Source organism: Pseudomonas sp. NFX5, from assembly GCF_049132125.1.
GTDB classification, from domain to species: Bacteria; Pseudomonadota; Gammaproteobacteria; order Pseudomonadales; family Pseudomonadaceae; genus Aquipseudomonas; species Aquipseudomonas marginalis.
The window spans coordinates 238,962-256,642 of sequence record NZ_JAFMZG010000023.1 but is presented as its reverse complement, the minus strand read 5'-3'; the positions used below and the strand labels follow the sequence as shown (position 1 = coordinate 256,642).

Genomic DNA, 17,681 nt, shown 5'->3' with positions numbered 1-17,681 from the left:
CCTACGCATTTATCAGCCCCACCTCTGCGCCGAGAGAACTAGCGTTCAATTCAGCTCAATGTGCCTGCGCACGTTGAGAACGCCCACTGTTCACTTGTCGGAGGTTGATCATGCTTCGTCGAATGACTTACCTGCTGGGTGACGCCAGTGTCACTCTCAAACTGGCCCTGGGCTTCTCCCTGGTCCTGGCATTGAGCCTTGTGATTGCCGTGACTGGCTGGCAAGCGCTGGCCGCGTCCCTTTACCGCTCGCAGACCCTGACCGTGCTCGCGCAACTGGCCGTGACGGGTGAAGAACTGCGGGCCGACAGAATCGTCTACCGAACCCTGGACGATACCAACAGCCTCAACAAATTGAGCGTGAGCATAGAAAAAATCGACGGATTCCTGAGCGAGCTTTCCAACCGGCTCAAAGTCCCCAAATCCATTCAATACCTGCAGGAGATGACCCGCCTCTCCGCAACGTTCAAAACCACGCTCAAGGAGGTGCCCGCCCTGGTCGAGAAACGTGAGAGTGCCCGTGAACAACTGAAGCAGAGCTCCGTACGCACCGGCGACGTGCTGGCACAACTGGCCAGCGACTTACCCGACCAGGAGGATGAAAAAGCCCTCGATGCCATCGAAAACCTGCGCCAGGCCATAGAGCAGGCGGAGGATCGCGCCCAAACCCCTGCCTGGGCCGCCAGCTCGCTGGATGCCTACGCCCAGGCCGTCAGCGACGCCGAGCGCAACCTCGAACTCGCCCAGGCTGGCGTAGCAAAATTGCCGGTCGACAGCGGCGCCCTGAAAAATACCGTGCTCAGTATCCGCACCCACCTCACACGCCTCAAGGACACGCAACTCACAACCGAGGGCGCGCAAAAGCAATTGGAACAGCAACTGGACGAACTGCTCGCCCAGAGCGACCTCTTGAGCCAGGACCAGACTCAGCGGCGCGAACGCGAAGCCGAACAGGCCCGCACCCAAACCCTTGGTACGACCGCTGCCGCCTTGCTGCTGGGCACTCTGGCAGCCTGGCTGATTGCCGGGCAAATCGTGAAACCGCTGCGCAAAGCGCTGTCCGCTGCCAATCGCATTGCCCAAGGCGACCTGAGCCAAGATGTGCAGTCCCGACGGCGTGACGAGTTGGGCCAACTGCAACGCAGCATGAGCCAAATGACGCTGAACCTGCGGGGGCTGATTGGCAACATCAGCGACAACGCGCGGCAAATTGCCAGCGCCGCCGAGGAGCTCTCCACCGTGACCGAACAAACTCGCGCCGGGGTGAATAATCAGCGCGATGAAACCGAGCAGGTCGCCGCCGCCATGAATCAGATGCTCGCCACCGCCCAGGAGGTTGCGCGCCACGCCGAGCAGGCTTCGCTCGCCGCCGGACAGGCCAATCAACAGACTGAGCTGGGCGATCAGGTGGTGACGGATGCCGTGGCGCAAATCGAGCACCTTGCCCATGAAATGGCGCGCGCGGGTCAGGCCATGGTGGGGCTGCAACGGGAAAGCCAGAAAATCAGCAGTGTGCTGGATGTGATCAAGTCCGTGTCACAGCAGACCAACCTGCTGGCGCTCAACGCCGCGATAGAAGCCGCACGGGCCGGCGAGGCCGGTCAAGGCTTCGCGGTGGTCGCCGATGAGGTGCGCGGTCTCGCCCAACGGACCCAGCAGTCCGCCGAGGAAATCGAAGAGCTGATTGGCGGCCTGCACAGCGGTACACAACAGGTGGCCGACATCATGGACTACAGCCGCACCCTGACCGACAACAGCGTCGGCCTGGCCCGCAATGCCGGGGACTCCCTGACGGAGATCGCCCGCACGGTGTCGGTCATCCAGGAAATGAACCCGCAGATCGCCGCTGCCGCCGAGGAGCAAAGTGCGGTGGCCGAAGAGATCAACCGCAGCGTATTGAAAGTACGCGACGCCTCGGAGCAAACCGCCGCCGCCAGTGAACAGACGGCAGCGGCCAGTATCGAACTGGCGCGGCTGGGAACGGATTTGCAGCAATGCGTGGGGCGGTTCAAGGTATGAAGCGCCCTATAGCACCTGGCGCAGGAACGCCTGGGCGCGCGGGTCTTTGGGCGCCGCGAAGAACTCGGCCGGGGCCGCATCCTCCAGCAACTTGCCATGATCGAAGAACAGCACCCGGTCCGCCACTTCACGGGCAAAACCCATCTCGTGGGTGACGCAGACCATGGTCATGCCTTCAAGGGCCAGGGTCTTCATCACGTCCAGCACCTCGCCGACCATTTCCGGGTCGAGGGCCGAGGTGGGCTCGTCGAACAGCATCACCTTGGGCTCCATCGCCAACGCCCGGGCAATCGCCACCCGCTGTTGCTGGCCGCCGGAAAGCCGCGACGGGAACTCGTTGGCTTTCTGCGCAATGCCGACCTTTTCCAGCAGCGCCAGGGCCTTGGCTTCGCGCTCCTTCTTGCCGCGCTTGCGCACGACTTTCTGCGCCAGGCACAGGTTTTCCAGCACGGTCATGTGGGGGAACAGGTTGAAGTGCTGGAACACCATGCCGACTTCACGGCGATAGGCATTCACATCGGTTTTCGGGTCGGCCAGTTGCAGGCCATCGATGCTCACCGAGCCGGAATCGAATTCTTCCAGGCCATTGAGGCAACGCAGGAACGTGGACTTGCCGGAGCCGGACGGGCCGATCACCACCAGCACTTCGCCCTTGGCCACCTGGGTGGTCACATGGTCCACCGCGCGCACCACATGCCCGCGGGTATCGAAGACTTTTACCAGATCGCGGACTTCAATCACTTTGGGCGAGCCTCCGCTCAAGCCGGCTGGCCATTTTCGACAGCGGCAGGTTGATCAGCAGGTACAGCCCTGCGACGCAGAACAGGATTTCAAACGGCGAGAACGAGGTGGTGATCACTTCGCGACCGCTTTTGAGCAGCTCGGTAATCGCGATCACCGAGACCAGCGAGGTGTCTTTCACCAGGCTGATAAATTGCCCGGCCAGCGGCGGCAACACGCGCTTGAAGGCCTGCGGCAGCACCACATGACGCATCGACTGGCTGGCGCTCAGGCCCAGGGAGCGAGCCGCCTCGTTCTGGCCACGGGTGATGGACTGCACGCCGGCACGGACGATTTCCGCCACATACGCGCCGGTGAACAGCGACAGCGCGGCGATCCCGGCGAATTCCCGGGACAGGTTGAGCACCGTGCCGATAAAGAAGTAGAAAATAAAGATCTGCACCAACAGCGGCGTGCCACGCACCAGCTCGACGTAGATCGTCGACAGATCGCGCAGGGTCGGGTTATTGGACAGTCGGCACAACCCGGTGGCAAGACCGATCGCCAGGCCGAGAATCCCGGATACCACCGACAGCCACAACGTGGTCCACAGGCCCCACATCAAGGGGCCCAACGCCCAATGGCGGTTAACCCCGATGACGTCGCCTTCGGCCACATCATCGCCGCGCGCCACTTGCAGGCTGTTGTCGGCCACGCTCACACGCTGTTCGACGCCGGCATCGTTGCGCAGGGTGACTTCGGCCACATCGCCCTTGCGGACCAGCTCCACGACAGTGGAGATGTCCGCAGCGCGCTGGGACTCTTCGGCCTGGTAGGCGAAGTATTGCGGGACCCGGTTCCAGCGCCACTCGTAGGACATCAGCGAGGTGGCGTAATACAAGGCGCCGGCCAGGCCGACCAGCACGACGACGGTCAGCAGGTGCCAGGGCCATTGGGCTTTTTTCTGTTTCATCTACTCAGCATCCAAAAAAATCGAGGCCCGCACACCTGATGTGGCGAGCGGGCTCCCCACATCAAGCCCTCTCACACCAGAAAACAGTCCCGCTTTATTCCATGTCCTTGAGCCACTCGGAGCTCTTGAACCACTTGTCATGGATGCGATCGTAGGTGCCGTCGTTCTTGATCTGGTGCAGGAAGTTGTTGATGAAGTTGATGCTGTCGTAGTCACCCTTCTTCAGGCCGAACGCCAGGGGTTCAAAGGTGAAGGGTTCTTCAAGGAACACCAGCTTGCCGTTACCGACTTTTTTCTCGGCGACCACGTTGTACGGCGCGTCATACACGAAGGCATCGGCCTTGCCGTTGACCACGTCCAGCACACCTTCCTGCTCGTTGTCATAGCCGTGGTACTTGGCCTTGGAGATCAGCTTCTTGGCGACCATCTCACCGGTGGTGCCGAGCTTGGAGGTCAGGCGGTACTTCTCGTCGTTCAGGTCTTTGTAGGACTTGATGGTGCCTTCCAGGTCCTTGCGGATCAGCAGGGTCTGGCCAACCACGATGAAGGGTTCGCTGAAGTTCAGGCGCAGGTTGCGTTCCTGGGTCAGGGTCATGCCGCTGCCGATCATGTCGAACTTGCCGGTGAGGAACGCCGGGATGATGCCGTCATAGCCGGTGGACACCAGCTCCAGCTTGACGCCCATGGACTTGGCCATGGCCTTGAGGATATCGACCTCGAACCCAATGATTTCGCCGCGTTTGTCGGTCATTTCGAACGGCATGTAGGTCGGGTCCATGCCGACTTTCAGCGTGCCGCGCTTGACCGCATCATCGATGGCACCGGCCTGGGCGGCATTGGCCGAAACCAGCGCGGCCACGCCGAGCAGCAGCATCGAAAGATACTTTTTCATCATCAAGTCCCCTGAACGATTCTTATACGGTCGGCGCGCAAAAGGGCTGCACCAATTCGGGGTGCGATCCTAACCCACTCATTGCCTGTCACAAAGGTTTCACGGGTATTTGTTATCTGCGTATGTCGGAAAAGTCCCACAACAACGCAGCCAGCTGCTGGGATAGACGCTTGCGTTGGCAGCGCTGGCAACGGATTGATGTGTAAGAAGTTATGACTTCCAGTCGACCTCTACCAGCCAGTCCATGTCCTTGAACCACTTGTCGTGCAAGCGATCGTAGGTCCCGTCCTGGGCGACTTGATTGAGGAAATGGTTGATCCAGTTGAGGCTGTCAAAATCGCCTTTCTTCACGCCAAACGCCAAGGGCTCAAAGGTGAACGGCTGTTCAAGCGCCAGCAGCTCGCGGTTTTCCGGCAGGCTCAGGGCGATCAGGTTGTAGGGCGCATCATAAATAAAGGCATCGGCGGCACCGTTCACCACTTGGCGCACAGCTTCCCGGGGCGTTGCAAAACTGCTCAAGCGCGCCGCCCCCAGGAAGCGTTGCGCCGCCGCCTCGCCAGTGGTGCCCTGGACGGTGGTGACACGGTAAGTGGCGTCGTCCAGGTCTTCGACACTGGCGACCTTGTCCTTCAGGCTGGGGTGCAGCAACACGGTTTGCCCCACCACGATAAAGGAGTCGCTGAAATTCAGCTTCAGGTTGCGCTCCTGGGTGACGGTCATGCCGCTGCCGATCAGGTCGAACTTTTTCGCCTGCAGCCCAGGCAGCAACTCGGTATAGGGCACGCTGACCAATTCAAGCTCAACGCCCAGGGCCTGGCTCATCATCTTGAGCAGGTCGATTTCAAAGCCAACGATACGACCCTCTTTATCGGTCATTTCAAAGGGGACATAGGTGGGCGTAGTACCCACTTTCAACACACCACGCCGAACCGCATCGTCGATGGCACCGGCCTGCACCAGACCAGCGTGAATCAATGCAATAACGCCGATCAGCAATGCCGAACAATACCTTTTGATCATGAATCCCCCTGTGACCGAGTCAAATTTGGGGGGCGATCCTACCCCACTCGCGGGCACGCAAATACGCCTCGGACAAGGGACTTTTGTTTCGAAATAACAAGGAGTTAGGGCGGTAGAAAAACGCTGTAGGACCAGCGCTTCGAACGCCCCCGAAGTGAACCCTCGGGGGCGTCTGAATCAGGCCGGTTGGGCCTGGGACGACAGCGGTTGCAGCGGCAGTAACGGCGCGTGCGGGTCGGCCTTGATCGAGTTCCGCCAGGCAGCGAGCCAATCGGCATGCCCTTCGCTCCAGACCTGCTCATGCAAGCGGGCCAGGGCTACCGGGTCGCTGAGCAACGCCAGGCGTTCGCCGTTGTTGAGGCCGGCAGGGCCGACTTTCAACGCGTGGCGCACACGTTCGGTACGCAGGTACTCGATGGGCTCGGCCTGACCGTGACGCGAGGTCGCCAGGGCACAGGCCAGTGCGTTCTGCTGCGGGTCGACCACCGAGCGCACAAAGCCGTCTTTCAGCGCGTGCCAACGGTTTTCGTGGGTGTACTTGTCGGTGGACAGCAACGCTTGCGGCGGATTGTATTCCTCAGGGATCAGGAACAGGCTCTCATCGCGGGACTTCAGTCCGAGGTTGACCCGGCTGGAGATCACCGACACCGGGATCGACAGCATCAACGAACCCACGATCGGCACCAGCCACCACAGGAAGCTCGGGTTCAACCACACCACCAGCAGGGCCCAGAAGAAGCCAAGCAAGGTCTGCGTGCCGTGACGCTTGATCGCTTCGCCCCACGGGGTGGAGTCGTCGTCACGCTGCGGCGAGTTCCAGGTCGCGGCCCAGCCGAGGAACGCGGCGAGCACGAAACGGGTGTGGAAAATCATCCGCACCGGCGCCAGCAGCATGGAGAACAGCATCTCCAGCAGCATGGACATCGTCACCTTGAACTTGCCACCGAACTCTTTCGCGCCCTTGGCCCAGATCAGGATGATGCTCAGCAATTTCGGCAGGAACAGCAGCACGATGGTGGTGGAGAACAGCGCCACCGCCTTGTCCGGGTGCCATTGCGGCCACAGCGGGTACAACTGGCGTGGCGCCATGAAGTACTGCGGCTCCATCAGGGTGTTGACCGCCAGCAAGGCCGTCGACAGCACCAGGAACAGGAACCACAACGGCGCCGACAGGTAGGACATCACACCGGTCAGGAACACCGCGCGGTGCACCGGGTGCATGCCCTTGACCAGGAACAGGCGGAAGTTCATCAGGTTGCCGTGGCACCAGCGACGGTCACGCTTGAGTTCATCCAGCAGGTTCGGCGGCAGTTCTTCGTAGCTGCCCGGCAGGTCGTAGGCAATCCACACGCCCCAGCCGGCACGGCGCATCAGCGCCGCTTCAACGAAGTCGTGGGACAGGATGGAGCCGGCGAATGCACCTTTACCCGGCAATGGCGCCAGGGCGCAGTGCTCGATAAACGGTTTCATGCGGATGATCGCGTTGTGACCCCAGTAGTGGGATTCACCCAACTGCCAGAAGTGCAGGCCGGCGGTGAACAGAGGGCCGTACACCCGGGTGGCGAATTGCTGCATGCGCGCATACAGGGTGTCCATGCCCGACGCACGCGGCGCGGTCTGGATAATCCCGGCATCCGGCGTGGCTTCCATCAGGCGCACCAGGCTGGTCAGGCATTCGCCGCTCATCACGCTGTCGGCGTCGAGAACCACCATGTACTTGTAGTCGCCGCCCCAACGACGGCAGAAGTCGTCGAGGTTGCCGCTTTTACGCTTCACGCGACGGCGACGGCGGCGATAGAAGATCTTGCCGAAGCCACCCGCCTCACGGCAAACGTCGAGCCAGGCTTGCTGCTCGGCGATGCAGATGTCGGCCTCGTTACTGTCGCTGAGCACGAAGAAGTCGAAACGATCGAGGTCACCGGTGGCGGCCACCGATTCGAACGTCGCGCGCAAACCGGCGAATACCCGCGGCACGTCTTCGTTGCAGATCGGCATGACCAGCGCGGTGCGCGCGTCTTTCGGGATCGGCTCGTCGCCGGCACTTTTACCGGAAATCCGGTATTTATCGTGGCCGGTGAGCAGTTCGAGGAAGCCCATCAATGCAGTCCAGAAACCGGCCGAGACCCAGCAGAACAGGATCCCGAACATGATCAGGATGCTGGTCTGCAGGGCGTAAGGCAGCACCTGGGTGGCGGTTTGCAGCAGGGTCTGGTTGCGGATCTCGTCGAAGTCGACCAGCGACCAGCCCTGGTACGGCATGATGCCTTTCATGTACCAGCCGGCCACGATGGTCTGGCCGAGCATCAGCACCAGCAGGATATAACGACGAATCGAACCCACGGTACGCCAGCGGGCCGCCGGCAATACGCGCTCATCCTTCGGCGGGGTCGGCGGGTTGCTGCGGCCGGTGATCCGCCGCCAGCCGCGCACCAGGATATTGGTGCGCCACGGTTCAGGCACCACGCGGGTACGGCGGATGGGCGGCGTGGCCTTGAGGCACACGCGCCCACTGGCGTCGAGCCCGAGCATTTCGGCGTCTTGCAGCTCTTCGGCCGTGCTGAGGGTCAAGCGGGGACCCACCGACGCCTGGGCGGCGTCGACGGGTGCATCGAACGCCTTGGACGACAAGCGCTCGTGCAACTCGGTGAAGGATGTGCAGCCCGCCAACTCGGCGCGCTGCTCAGCGGTCATCGGAAGATGCGCCAGGTACTCGGAGAGAGTCTCTGGCTGGACTTGAGAATTACTCATCGGCAGGCAACTGATAGCTCCAGGTTTCGGTCAGGACTTGCTCGGTCTTGATCGGCTCCGGTGTGGCTGGGGCAGCTTCTGGCTGCTTGGCTTCCTTGTCTTTCGCGTCTTTCTTGGCCTGTTTCTCGTGTTGCTTGGCCAGGACCTTGTCGGCCTTCAGCACCTGGGTCGAAACATGCTCAGGCTCAGGCGGCGTGATGTCCTGGACCAGGGCTGCACGCATCTCGGTCGGCTTGCCTGCGTCCTTGATCTTCATACGCAGGGTCAGGCGCCAGCCTTTGGTGTGTTCGTTGTAGCGCACGCTGTTTTCTACCAGCTCGGCATTGTCACTCACGCTCACCTGGCTGCGCACCGGGGCGTCCGGCAGCAGTTTCTTCAGGGACGGGCCCTCGAAGTCCACCAGGTACGCCACGCTGCCATCCGGCTGACGGATCAGGTTGGATTGCTTCACATCACCGGTGGAGCGCAGGGTCTGCTTGACCCAGGCGCTGTCCGGCGAGTGGAACGCGGCATCATCGAGGGTCCAGTGCAGGCGGTAGGCCACTTCCAGCGGCTTGCCGACTTCCGGCAACTCCGCCGGGCTCCAGAATGCAACGATGTTGTCGTTGGTTTCGTCGGCAGTCGGGATCTCGACCAGGTCGACGGAGCCCTTGCCCCAGTCGCCTTCAGGCTCGATCCACGCGCTTGGACGCTTGTCGTAGTTGTCGTCGAGGTCTTCATAGTGGCTGAAGTTGCGACCCCGTTGCAGCAGGCCGAACCCACGCGGGTTCTCCACGGTGAAGTTGCTGACCGACAGGTGTTTAGGGTTGTTCAGGGGGCGCCAGATCCACTCGCCGTTGCCGGCATGGATCGACAGGCCGCTGGAGTCATGCAGCTCGCGACGGTAGTTGAGCACCTTGGACGGCTGGTTGGCGCCGAACAGGAACATGGAGGTCAACGGGGCAACGCCCAGTTTGCTGACCTTGTCACGCAGGAACATCTGGGATTTCACATCGACAACCGTGTCGGTGCCCGGACGCAGGATCAGGCGATAGGCGCCGGTCGCACGTGGGGAATCCAGCAGGGCAAAGATCACCAGGTGCTTGTCACCCGGTTTTGGACGCTCGATCCAGAACTCGGTGAAACGCGGGAATTCTTCACCCGACGGCAGCGCGGTATCGATCGCCATGCCACGGGCGGACAGGCCATAGACCTGGTCCTTGCCGACGACGCGGAAATAGCTGGCGCCGAGCATGGTCATGATTTCGTCTTGCTTGTCGCCCTTGTTGATCGGATACAGCACACGGAAACCGGCGTAACCCAGCTGCTCGGTGGCTTTAGGATCAAACTTCACGTCACCGAAATCGAAGCGAGTCGGGTCGTATTTGATTTCCTGGACGCTGTCGGCGGTCACTTCGTTGATTTTCACCGGTGTATCGAAATGCATACCCTGGTGATAGAAGGACAACTTGAACGGGGTGTTCTGATCGGCCCATTCGGCTTTTTCGTTGCGGAAACGAATCTTCTGGTAGTCCGCGAACTTCATTTCGCGGAATTCGTTCGGCAGATTGCTGCGCGGAGCTTCGTATTTCTGCCCGGCCAGCTCTTTTGCCTTGGCCGACACATCATCCAGACTGAATGCCCACAGTTGACCCGCGCCGAACAGGCAAAACAGGGCAGAGCCCGTCACCAGTGCGTTTCGTAACCGTTTGGCAGACAATTTTGGTGCATTACAGGGACTAACAATCACGAGCAACCCTCGCCGAAAACAGATCAAAAAACCAACGGCCAGCTATCTATATGCCAGGTTGGCGAGCATTGTTCCGACTCCCCTGGGGCAAAATGATTCCCCAGTGGTTACCGGACAAGTCTCTACCTAAGTCAAAAATGGACCAAACAACGCTGATCCCCGTAGCGCGCGATTATCTAGTAGCCCGCGAGACAACGCATCAGGGACAACGAAGTATTTGTAGCGAAACCCTACGTTTTTAGGCATTAAAGTCGTTTTTAATACATTCATGTCTGTAAGAGAAAGGTCACAGGGCCATCATTGACCAAATGCACCTGCATATCCGCACCAAAACGCCCCGAGGCCACCTTGCCATGCAATTGTTGCGCTTGTAACAGCAAGTGATCAAAAAGCGCCGCTCCCAGGGCCGGCGGCGCAGCGGTTGAGAAGCTTGGCCGCAGGCCGCTCTTGGTATCCGCCGCCAGGGTGAACTGCGACACCAGCAGCAATCCCCCATCGATATCCTTCAACGACAGGTTCATCTTGCCCTCGTCGTCGCTGAATACCCGGTAGTTAAGCAGCTTGTGCAGCAGTTTGTCGGCACTCTCGGGCGTATCTGCAGGTTCGACGGCCACCAGCACCAGTAAACCCTGGTCGATAGCCCCGACGATTTCGCCCGCCACTTCGACCCGGGCGCCACGCACCCGTTGCAGCAAGGCCTTCATGCTTCTTCTGGCGGCAGATCAAGCAGGCGCCGTGCCATTTCGCCGGTCGCGCGCACCAGTGCATCGGTAATCCCGGGCTCGGACGCCGCATGGCCCGCTTCACGGATGACCTGCAGTTCGCTGTTCGGCCAGGCCTGATGCAGCTCCCAGGCGTTATCCAGCGGGCAGATCATATCGTAGCGGCCATGGATGATGACGCCAGGCAGATGGGCGATCTTGTGCATATCGCGAATCAGCTGGTTGGGCTCCAGGAAGGAGTTATTGGTGAAGTAGTGGCATTCGATACGGGCGATGGACAGCGCGCGCTGAGGCTCGGAAAAGCGCTCCACGTGCTGCGGGCTCGGGCACAGGCCGAGCATGCGCCCTTCCCAGCCGGACCAGGCCTTGGCGGCGTGCATCTGGGCGATCTGGTCGTTGCCGGTCAGGCGCTTGTGGTAGGCCGCGATCATGTCGTGACGCTCATCGGCGGGAATCGGCGCGATGTAGTCCTGCCAGTAGTCCGGGAACAGGCGGCTGGCACCGGCCTGGTAGAACCATTCGATGTCCTGGGGGCGGGCGAGGAAAATACCGCGCACGATCAGGCCATGCACACGCTCGGGGTGGGTTTGCGCGTAGGCCAGGGCCAGGGTCGAGCCCCAGGAGCCGCCGAACAGCACCCATTTGTCGATGCCAAGATGTTCGCGGATGCGCTCGAGGTCGGCGACCAGGTCCCAGGTGGTGTTGTTTTCCAGGCTGGCGCGCGGGGTGGAACGGCCGCAGCCACGCTGGTCGAAGGTGACGATGCGGTACAGGTTGGGATCGAAATAGCAGCGGCTCTGGGCATCGCAACCGGCGCCAGGGCCACCGTGGATGAATACGACAGGCAAGCCTTCGGGGGAGCCACTTTCATCGACATACAGCGTGTGGGTGTCATCGACGGCCAGATCGTGCCGGGCGTAGGGTTTGATCTGCGGGTACCAAGTCTGCATTGCGCGCTCCGTAGGGGGTCGGGTTCATCCCTGGGGGGACGTCTTTTATTTTGCCGTCTGGCACTATAAACCCGAATTGTGCAATGAGCATGTCCTTGAGCGCTTAGAGCTGCGTCAGCAGTTCGCTCCTCAGGTAATCCAACAGGTAGCCGTACAGCCGATCCACCTCCGGGGCCTGGCCCTTTGCGCGTAGACAGCCGTGGACCAGGCCTTTGCCCGGATACAACAGTGCAGGCACACCGGCCTGTTGCAGGCGCTCGGCGTACAGCATGCCGTCGTCGCGCAGCGGGTCGAATTGGGCGACTGCGATCAAGGCCCTGGGCAAACCACTGAGATCCTCGGCCAACAGCGGCATGGCATAGGCCGATGGTTTATCCAAACCGCGCAGGTAGAGCGCCAGGTAGTAGTCGGTGTCGGCAGTGCTGAGCAGCGGCGCGTCCATGCAGTCACGGCGCGAGGGCAAATCGGCCGGGCCGCCCAGCCCGGGGTAAATAAGGACCTGGGCCCGCGGCATAGGCTGGCCATCATCGCGCAACCCCAGGCACAACGCCGCCGCCAGGTTGCCGCCCGCACTGTCACCGACCACTGCCAGGCGTTGCCGATCGATGGCGTGTGGCGCCTGTCCTTTCTGGATCGCCTGCCACACTGCGCGGCAATCGTCGTAGGCGGCCGGGAATGGGTGCTCGGGCGCCAGGCGGTAGTCGATGGCGATCACCAGCACCCGGAGGGCATTGGCCAGCTCGAAGCAGATGAAGTCATGGGAATCCAGGCCGCCGACCACCCAGCCACCGCCGTGTATATAGAGGAGACATGGCCAGCCATCGGCGGGTGGCGGTGCAGGGGGCAGATAACTGCGCACGTCCACGCCGGCCAGGGTGAAGTCCGTGAGCTGCAAGCCTTCCGGTTTCGGCGGGGTGAATGCCTGGCACATGCGCTGGTAACTTTGGCGCTGGCTCGTCAGGGAAGAGTCGGCGCAGGTGAAGGACTCGGTTTTTGCGACGAAGGCGGCGAGTTGCGGGGATATCGGGTACATACGCGATGATCTCTGGCGCGGCAGGTTCAAGGTCGGGGGTTTCCGATTGCGATGGATCAGTCACTTGATAGGTTGCCCGGCATGGCGCTATCGGGGCAGTCGTATCTACACATCTTCGGTGAAAGAATAATCTAAGGTAATGAAGTCCTTGTGGTGAGCGGGCTTGCCCCGCTCACCACAGCGTTATGCGTCAACCCTCAAGATACCCATGGCTATCGGGGGCTGCACTTGGCTTAGGGTTTGAGGTAGGCCTGGAGCGACGCCAAGCCGTCGCTGCCATCAAATGCTGTAACCCCGGCCAACCAGCGCTGCAAATCCTCGGGGTGGTCGCGCAGCCATTGCCTGGCCACGTCCTGCGGTGACTGGCGCTCCATGATCGGCACCATCAACTGGCTTTCCTGGGCGGCGGTGAAGGTCAGGTTCTCGAGCAATCGGTTAGCGTTGGGGCAGCGTTCGGCAAAGTCCGGCGCGGTCACGGTGGAGACCGTGGCGCGCCCTTCGTCAGGACCGAACACGTCTTCGCTGCCAGTGAGATAGGCCATTTTCATATTGATGTTCATGGGGTGCGGGGTCCACCCGACAAATACCACGAACTCCTTGCGGTTCACTGCGCGCTGCACCGCCGCCAACATGCCAGCCTCACCGGAAGCCACCAGCTTGAAGCCGCCCAGGCCGAAGTGGTTGGTGTCGATCATTTTCTGGATATCGGTATTGGCGCCGCTGCCGGGCTCGATGCCGTAGATCTTGCCGCCCAGCTTGTCCTTGAAGCGGGCGATGTCGGCAAAGGTCTTCAGCCCGGCGTCAGCCACGTATTGCGGCACGGCCAGGGTGGCCTGGGCATCGGCGAGGCTGGGTTTATCAAAGACCTTGACCTGCCTGGCGGCCAGAAACGGCGCGATGTTGTTGTCCATCGCCGGCTTCCAATAACCGAGGAACACGTCCAGGCGTTTATCGCGGATACCGGCAAAGATGATCTGCTGCACGGCGCTGGTCTGCTTGCTGTCATAGCCCAGGCCGCTGAGCAGCACGTCGGCCATGCCCGAGGTGGCGACTACATCGGTCCAACTGACCACGCCCATGCGCACGGTTTTGCAGGAGGCCGGTTCGGCGGCCATGGCTTGGGCACTGAGGAGTGCGGCGCCGGTGAGGGTCAACAGGCAACGGTTGAACAGTCTTTTCATGAAAGAGGTCTCACTCGGCAGCTTTTATTATGGGAAGTGGCGTCTGGTGCGCCATAACCACAACCTTACCGAGCGAGGCCTCTCCCAACACGACCTGTGGCGACTGTGAGTTGCACAGGGGCGACCGTTCGTCACTCGTAGCGCTTGCGCCCCCACGCCAGCAAGCCTTCCAGCAGCTGCTTCAACACCACTTGCGTCGGCTCGGCCAGATCCGGGCGATAGCGGAACGGCTCGAACTCTTCCATATACGTGCTCTGGCACAATTCCAGCTGCACCGCATGGATATCCTGCGCCGGATTGCCGTAATGGCGAGTGATATGCCCGCCCTTGAAGCGCCCCTTCAGCACATGGGTGTACTGAGGATGGGTGGCACAAATGGCCTCGAGCTGGCTCGCCAGTTCCGGATCGCAGGCGGCGCCGTTGAAGGTGCCGAGGTTGAAGTCCGGCAGTTTGCCGTCGAACAGGTGCGGGATCACCGAGCGGATCGAGTGCGCATCGAACAGCAGCGCATAACCGAACTCAGCCTTGAGCCGCGCCAGTTCCTCTTGCAGCGTGCGGTGATACGGGCCCCAGATCTTTTGCAGGTAACTGGCGCGCTCTGTCTCGCTCGGCTCCAGACCTTCGCGGAACAACGGCACGCCATCGAACAGGGTCGCCGGGTACAGGCCGGTGGTGGCACCGGCGTACAGCGGCTTGTCGTCCGAAGGCCGGTTCAGGTCAATGACAAACCGCGAGTACTCCGCCGACAGGGTGCTGGCGCCCAGTTCATCCGCGAAGTCATACAGCGTGGGGATGTGCCAATCGGTGTCCGGCAGGCTTTGCGCTTCGGGGATCAACCCGGCTTCCACCGCAGGCGTCAGGCGCAGGCCGGCGTGGGGCATGCTGATCAGCAGCGGCACACGGCCTTGTTTGAAGTTCAGAACCTTATCCACAGCAGTGCTCCTTATAGGGTGACGTCGATGCCGTGGCGCACGACGCGTTTATCCAGCTCACCGCCCAACCAATAGGCGAGGTCGGCGGGGCGATCGATCTGCCAGGCGACAAAGTCGGCCACCTTGCCCACTTCCAGGGATCCATGGGTGTCGCCCATGCCCAGGGCGGTGGCCGCATGTTGCGTGACACCGGCCAGGGCTTCTTCCGGGGTCATGCGGAACAGGGTGCAGGCCATGTTCAGCATCAGGCGCACCGACAACGCCGGCGAGGTGCCGGGGTTGAGGTCACTGGCGATGGCGATCTTCACGCCGTGCCTGCGCAGGGCGTCCATCGGCGGCAGCTGGGTTTCGCGCAGGAAGTAGAACGCCCCCGGCAGCAACACGGCGACGGTGCCGGCAGCGGCCATGGCGATGGCGTCTTCTTCGGTCATGAATTCCAGGTGATCCGCCGACAGCGCGTGGTAACGCGCCGCCAGGCTGGAGCCGTGCAGCGACGACAACTGCTCGGCGTGCAGCTTCACCGGCAGGCCGAGTTGCCGGGCGACCTTGAACACCCGCTCCACCTGCTCGGTGGAAAACGCCAGGTATTCGCAGAACGCATCCACCGCGTCCACCAACCCCTGCGCCGCCAAAGCCGGCAGCATTTCATTGCAGATGTGCTCGATGTAATCGTCGGCGCGGTCCTTGTACTCCGGCGGCAATGCATGGGCCGCCAGGCACGTGGCACGCACGCTGACCGGCAGCGCTTCGCCCAGGCGCCGAGCCACCCGCAACATCTTGCGCTCGTTGGCCAGGTCCAGGCCGTAGCCGGACTTGATCTCCACGGTGGTCACGCCGTCACGCAGCAGGCTGCGCAGGCGCTTATAGGCGCTGGCGAAGAGTTCATCCTCCGTGGCGGCGCGGGTGGCACGCACGGTGCTGGCAATACCGCCGCCCTTGGCCGCGATGTCGGCATAGCTCACGCCCTCGAGGCGCTGCTCGAATTCGCCGCTGCGATTGCCGCCAAACACCGCGTGGGTGTGGCAGTCGATCAGCCCGGGGGTGACCCACGCGCCTTGCAGGTCATGCACCTGGGCGTAATCCGCCGTCGGTACTTCGCTGCGCGGACCGATCCACTCGATGAGCGAACCGGCGGTGACCAGGGCGGCATCCTCGATGATCGAGTATTTGCCCTGGGCCATGGTTGCGACGTGGCAGTGTTGCCAAAGGGTTTTCATCAACGCCTCCCTAAGTTATCGATGAGACAAGGCCGGGTCGTAATGGACCTTGGCCGCTTGCCCGGCGGCGGGCTTGACCCACAGCAGGTAGGCAACGACCAGCAACACGATCCACACCGCACCGACCAGCAAGGCCGCCTGGGTGTCCGGGAAGTAACCGAGCACGCCAAACACAAACAGCATGAACACGATGGCCGCAGCCGGCGCGCAGGGCCAGAACGGCACCGGGAATTTCAATTCGGCCACCTGCTCTTTCGTCATCGAGCGGCGCATGGCGACCTGGGTGAACAGGATCATCAGCCACACCCATACGGTGGCGAAGGTGGCAATCGACGCGATCAGCAGGAACACGTTTTCCGGGATCAGGTAGTTGAGCAGCACACCGCCGAGCAAGGCGGCGCCCATCACCACCACCGTCATCCACGGTACGCCTTGCCTGGACAACCGGGCAAAGCCCTTGGGCGCCTGCCCTTGCTGCGCCAGGCCGTACATCATGCGGCCGGCACCGAAGATGTCGCTGTTGATGGCCGACACGGCCGCCGAAATCACCACGATATTGAGGAGGGTCGCCGCCGAGCCTATCCCGAGGTTGCTGAAAATCTGCACGAACGGGCTGCCCTGGCTGCCGATCTGCGGCCATGGGTAGATGGCCATCAAGACAAACAACGTCAGCACGTAGAACAACAGGATGCGCAGCGGCACGGCGTTGATCGCCTTGGGGATCACGCGCTGCGGGTCCTTGGCTTCACCGGCGGTGATGCCGATGATCTCGATGCCGCCAAACGCGAACATCACCACGGCAAACGAGGCGATCAGCCCACCAATGCCGTTGGGCATGAAGCCGCCGTGGGCCCACAGGTTGCTCAGGCCGCTGGCCTGGGTTTCGCCGGCCGAGTGGATGCCGAACAGCATGATGCCGAAACCGCCGAGGATCATCGCCACGATGGCGCCGACCTTGAGCAGCGACAGCCAGAACTCCATCTCGCCAAAGACCTTGACGTTGCACAGGTTCAGGCCGCCGATCAAAAACACGATGCCGAGCACCCAGACCCAGCGTGCGACCTCGGGAAACCAGAAGCCCATGTAGATGCCGAAGGCGGTGACGTCGGCGAGACAGACGATGATCATTTCACAGGCGTAGGTCCAGCCCAGGATAAAACCGGCCAACGGGCCCAGGTAGGTGCTGGCGTATTGGCCGAAGGAGCCGGAGACCGGGTTGTGCACGGCCATTTCACCGAGGGCGCGCATCACCATGAACACCGCGGCGCCGCCGATCAGGTAGGCCAGCAGCACGGCGGGGCCAGCCATCTGGATGGCCGAGGCGGAACCGTAGAACAGCCCGGTGCCGATCGCGGAACCGAGGGCCATGAAGCGAATATGTCGGGCGCTCAGCCCGCGTTTCAAACCCTTTTCTTGCTGGTGCATTTCTCGTCCCTAATTATTTTTATCCTGAGAAAGTTGTTTGTGGTGAGCGAGCTTGCTCGCGCTCGAGTGCGAAGCGCTCGCGGCCTTTTTGGGGCTGCTGCGCAGCCCGGCGCGAGCAAGC

Annotated in this window: 13 protein-coding genes and 1 pseudogene; 1 reads left to right on the top strand and 13 read right to left on the bottom strand. The window is 61.7% G+C overall.

Annotation, left to right across the window (positions count from 1 at the left end):
• Positions 1-110 precede the first annotated feature (110 nt).
• Positions 111-2,018 (top strand): methyl-accepting chemotaxis protein, encoded by a 1,908-nt coding sequence (locus J1N02_RS15465; protein WP_368961371.1) that lies wholly within the window; start codon positions 111-113, stop codon positions 2,016-2,018.
• 6 nt (positions 2,019-2,024) lie between these two features.
• Here J1N02_RS15465 and J1N02_RS15460 read toward each other — a convergent pair whose 3' ends face one another.
• The 13 genes and pseudogenes from J1N02_RS15460 to J1N02_RS15400 form a co-directional block, all read right to left on the bottom strand.
• Entirely contained in the window at positions 2,025-2,759 is a 735-nt protein-coding gene (locus J1N02_RS15460; RefSeq protein WP_027605038.1) for an amino acid ABC transporter ATP-binding protein, read from the bottom strand.
• Positions 2,752-3,711, bottom strand: coding sequence for an amino acid ABC transporter permease (locus J1N02_RS15455; RefSeq protein WP_065925730.1), 960 nt, complete (start codon positions 3,709-3,711; stop codon positions 2,752-2,754). Before J1N02_RS15455 ends, J1N02_RS15460 begins: the two co-directional genes overlap by 8 nt.
• A gap of 94 nt (positions 3,712-3,805) precedes the next feature.
• Entirely contained in the window at positions 3,806-4,603 is a 798-nt protein-coding gene (locus J1N02_RS15450; RefSeq protein WP_027605040.1) for a transporter substrate-binding domain-containing protein, read from the bottom strand.
• A gap of 210 nt (positions 4,604-4,813) precedes the next feature.
• Positions 4,814-5,623: a transporter substrate-binding domain-containing protein gene (locus tag J1N02_RS15445; protein ID WP_421147469.1), complete on the bottom strand. Its 810-nt coding sequence runs from the start codon at positions 5,621-5,623 to the stop codon at positions 4,814-4,816.
• Between the two features lie 175 nt (positions 5,624-5,798).
• Positions 5,799-8,371, bottom strand: a pseudogene (gene mdoH / locus J1N02_RS15440) (glucans biosynthesis glucosyltransferase MdoH); the annotation flags it as partial.
• Positions 8,364-10,043, bottom strand: a complete 1,680-nt coding sequence (locus tag J1N02_RS15435) for a glucan biosynthesis protein G (protein ID WP_222935589.1) — start codon at positions 10,041-10,043, stop codon at positions 8,364-8,366. The gene J1N02_RS15435 and the pseudogene mdoH, both read right to left, overlap by 8 nt.
• Before the next feature lie 323 nt (positions 10,044-10,366).
• Complete coding sequence (gene dtd, locus J1N02_RS15430) at positions 10,367-10,804, bottom strand: D-aminoacyl-tRNA deacylase (protein WP_027605044.1); 438 nt, start codon at positions 10,802-10,804, stop codon at positions 10,367-10,369.
• Positions 10,801-11,772: a prolyl aminopeptidase gene (gene pip, locus J1N02_RS15425; RefSeq protein ID WP_027605045.1), complete on the bottom strand. Its 972-nt coding sequence runs from the start codon at positions 11,770-11,772 to the stop codon at positions 10,801-10,803. Before pip ends, dtd begins: the two co-directional genes overlap by 4 nt.
• Positions 11,773-11,875: 103 nt before the next feature.
• A complete protein-coding gene (locus J1N02_RS15420) occupies positions 11,876-12,805 on the bottom strand; it encodes an alpha/beta hydrolase (protein ID WP_027605046.1) in 930 nt (309 codons plus the stop codon).
• Positions 12,806-13,038: 233 nt separating this feature from the next.
• The gene (locus J1N02_RS15415) at positions 13,039-13,986 is read right to left on the bottom strand and encodes a choline ABC transporter substrate-binding protein (RefSeq protein ID WP_115486491.1); all 948 of its coding nucleotides are present in this window, start codon (positions 13,984-13,986) and stop codon (positions 13,039-13,041) included.
• 131 nt (positions 13,987-14,117) lie between these two features.
• Entirely contained in the window at positions 14,118-14,918 is an 801-nt protein-coding gene (gene hutG, locus J1N02_RS15410; RefSeq protein ID WP_421147468.1) for an N-formylglutamate deformylase, read from the bottom strand.
• 11 nt (positions 14,919-14,929) lie between these two features.
• The gene (gene hutI, locus J1N02_RS15405; RefSeq protein ID WP_092358729.1) at positions 14,930-16,135 is read right to left on the bottom strand and encodes an imidazolonepropionase; all 1,206 of its coding nucleotides are present in this window, start codon (positions 16,133-16,135) and stop codon (positions 14,930-14,932) included.
• A gap of 15 nt (positions 16,136-16,150) precedes the next feature.
• On the bottom strand, positions 16,151-17,560 hold the full coding sequence (locus tag J1N02_RS15400; RefSeq protein WP_421147467.1) for an amino acid permease: 1,410 nt from the start codon (positions 17,558-17,560) through the stop codon (positions 16,151-16,153).
• Positions 17,561-17,681: the final 121 nt, after the last annotated feature.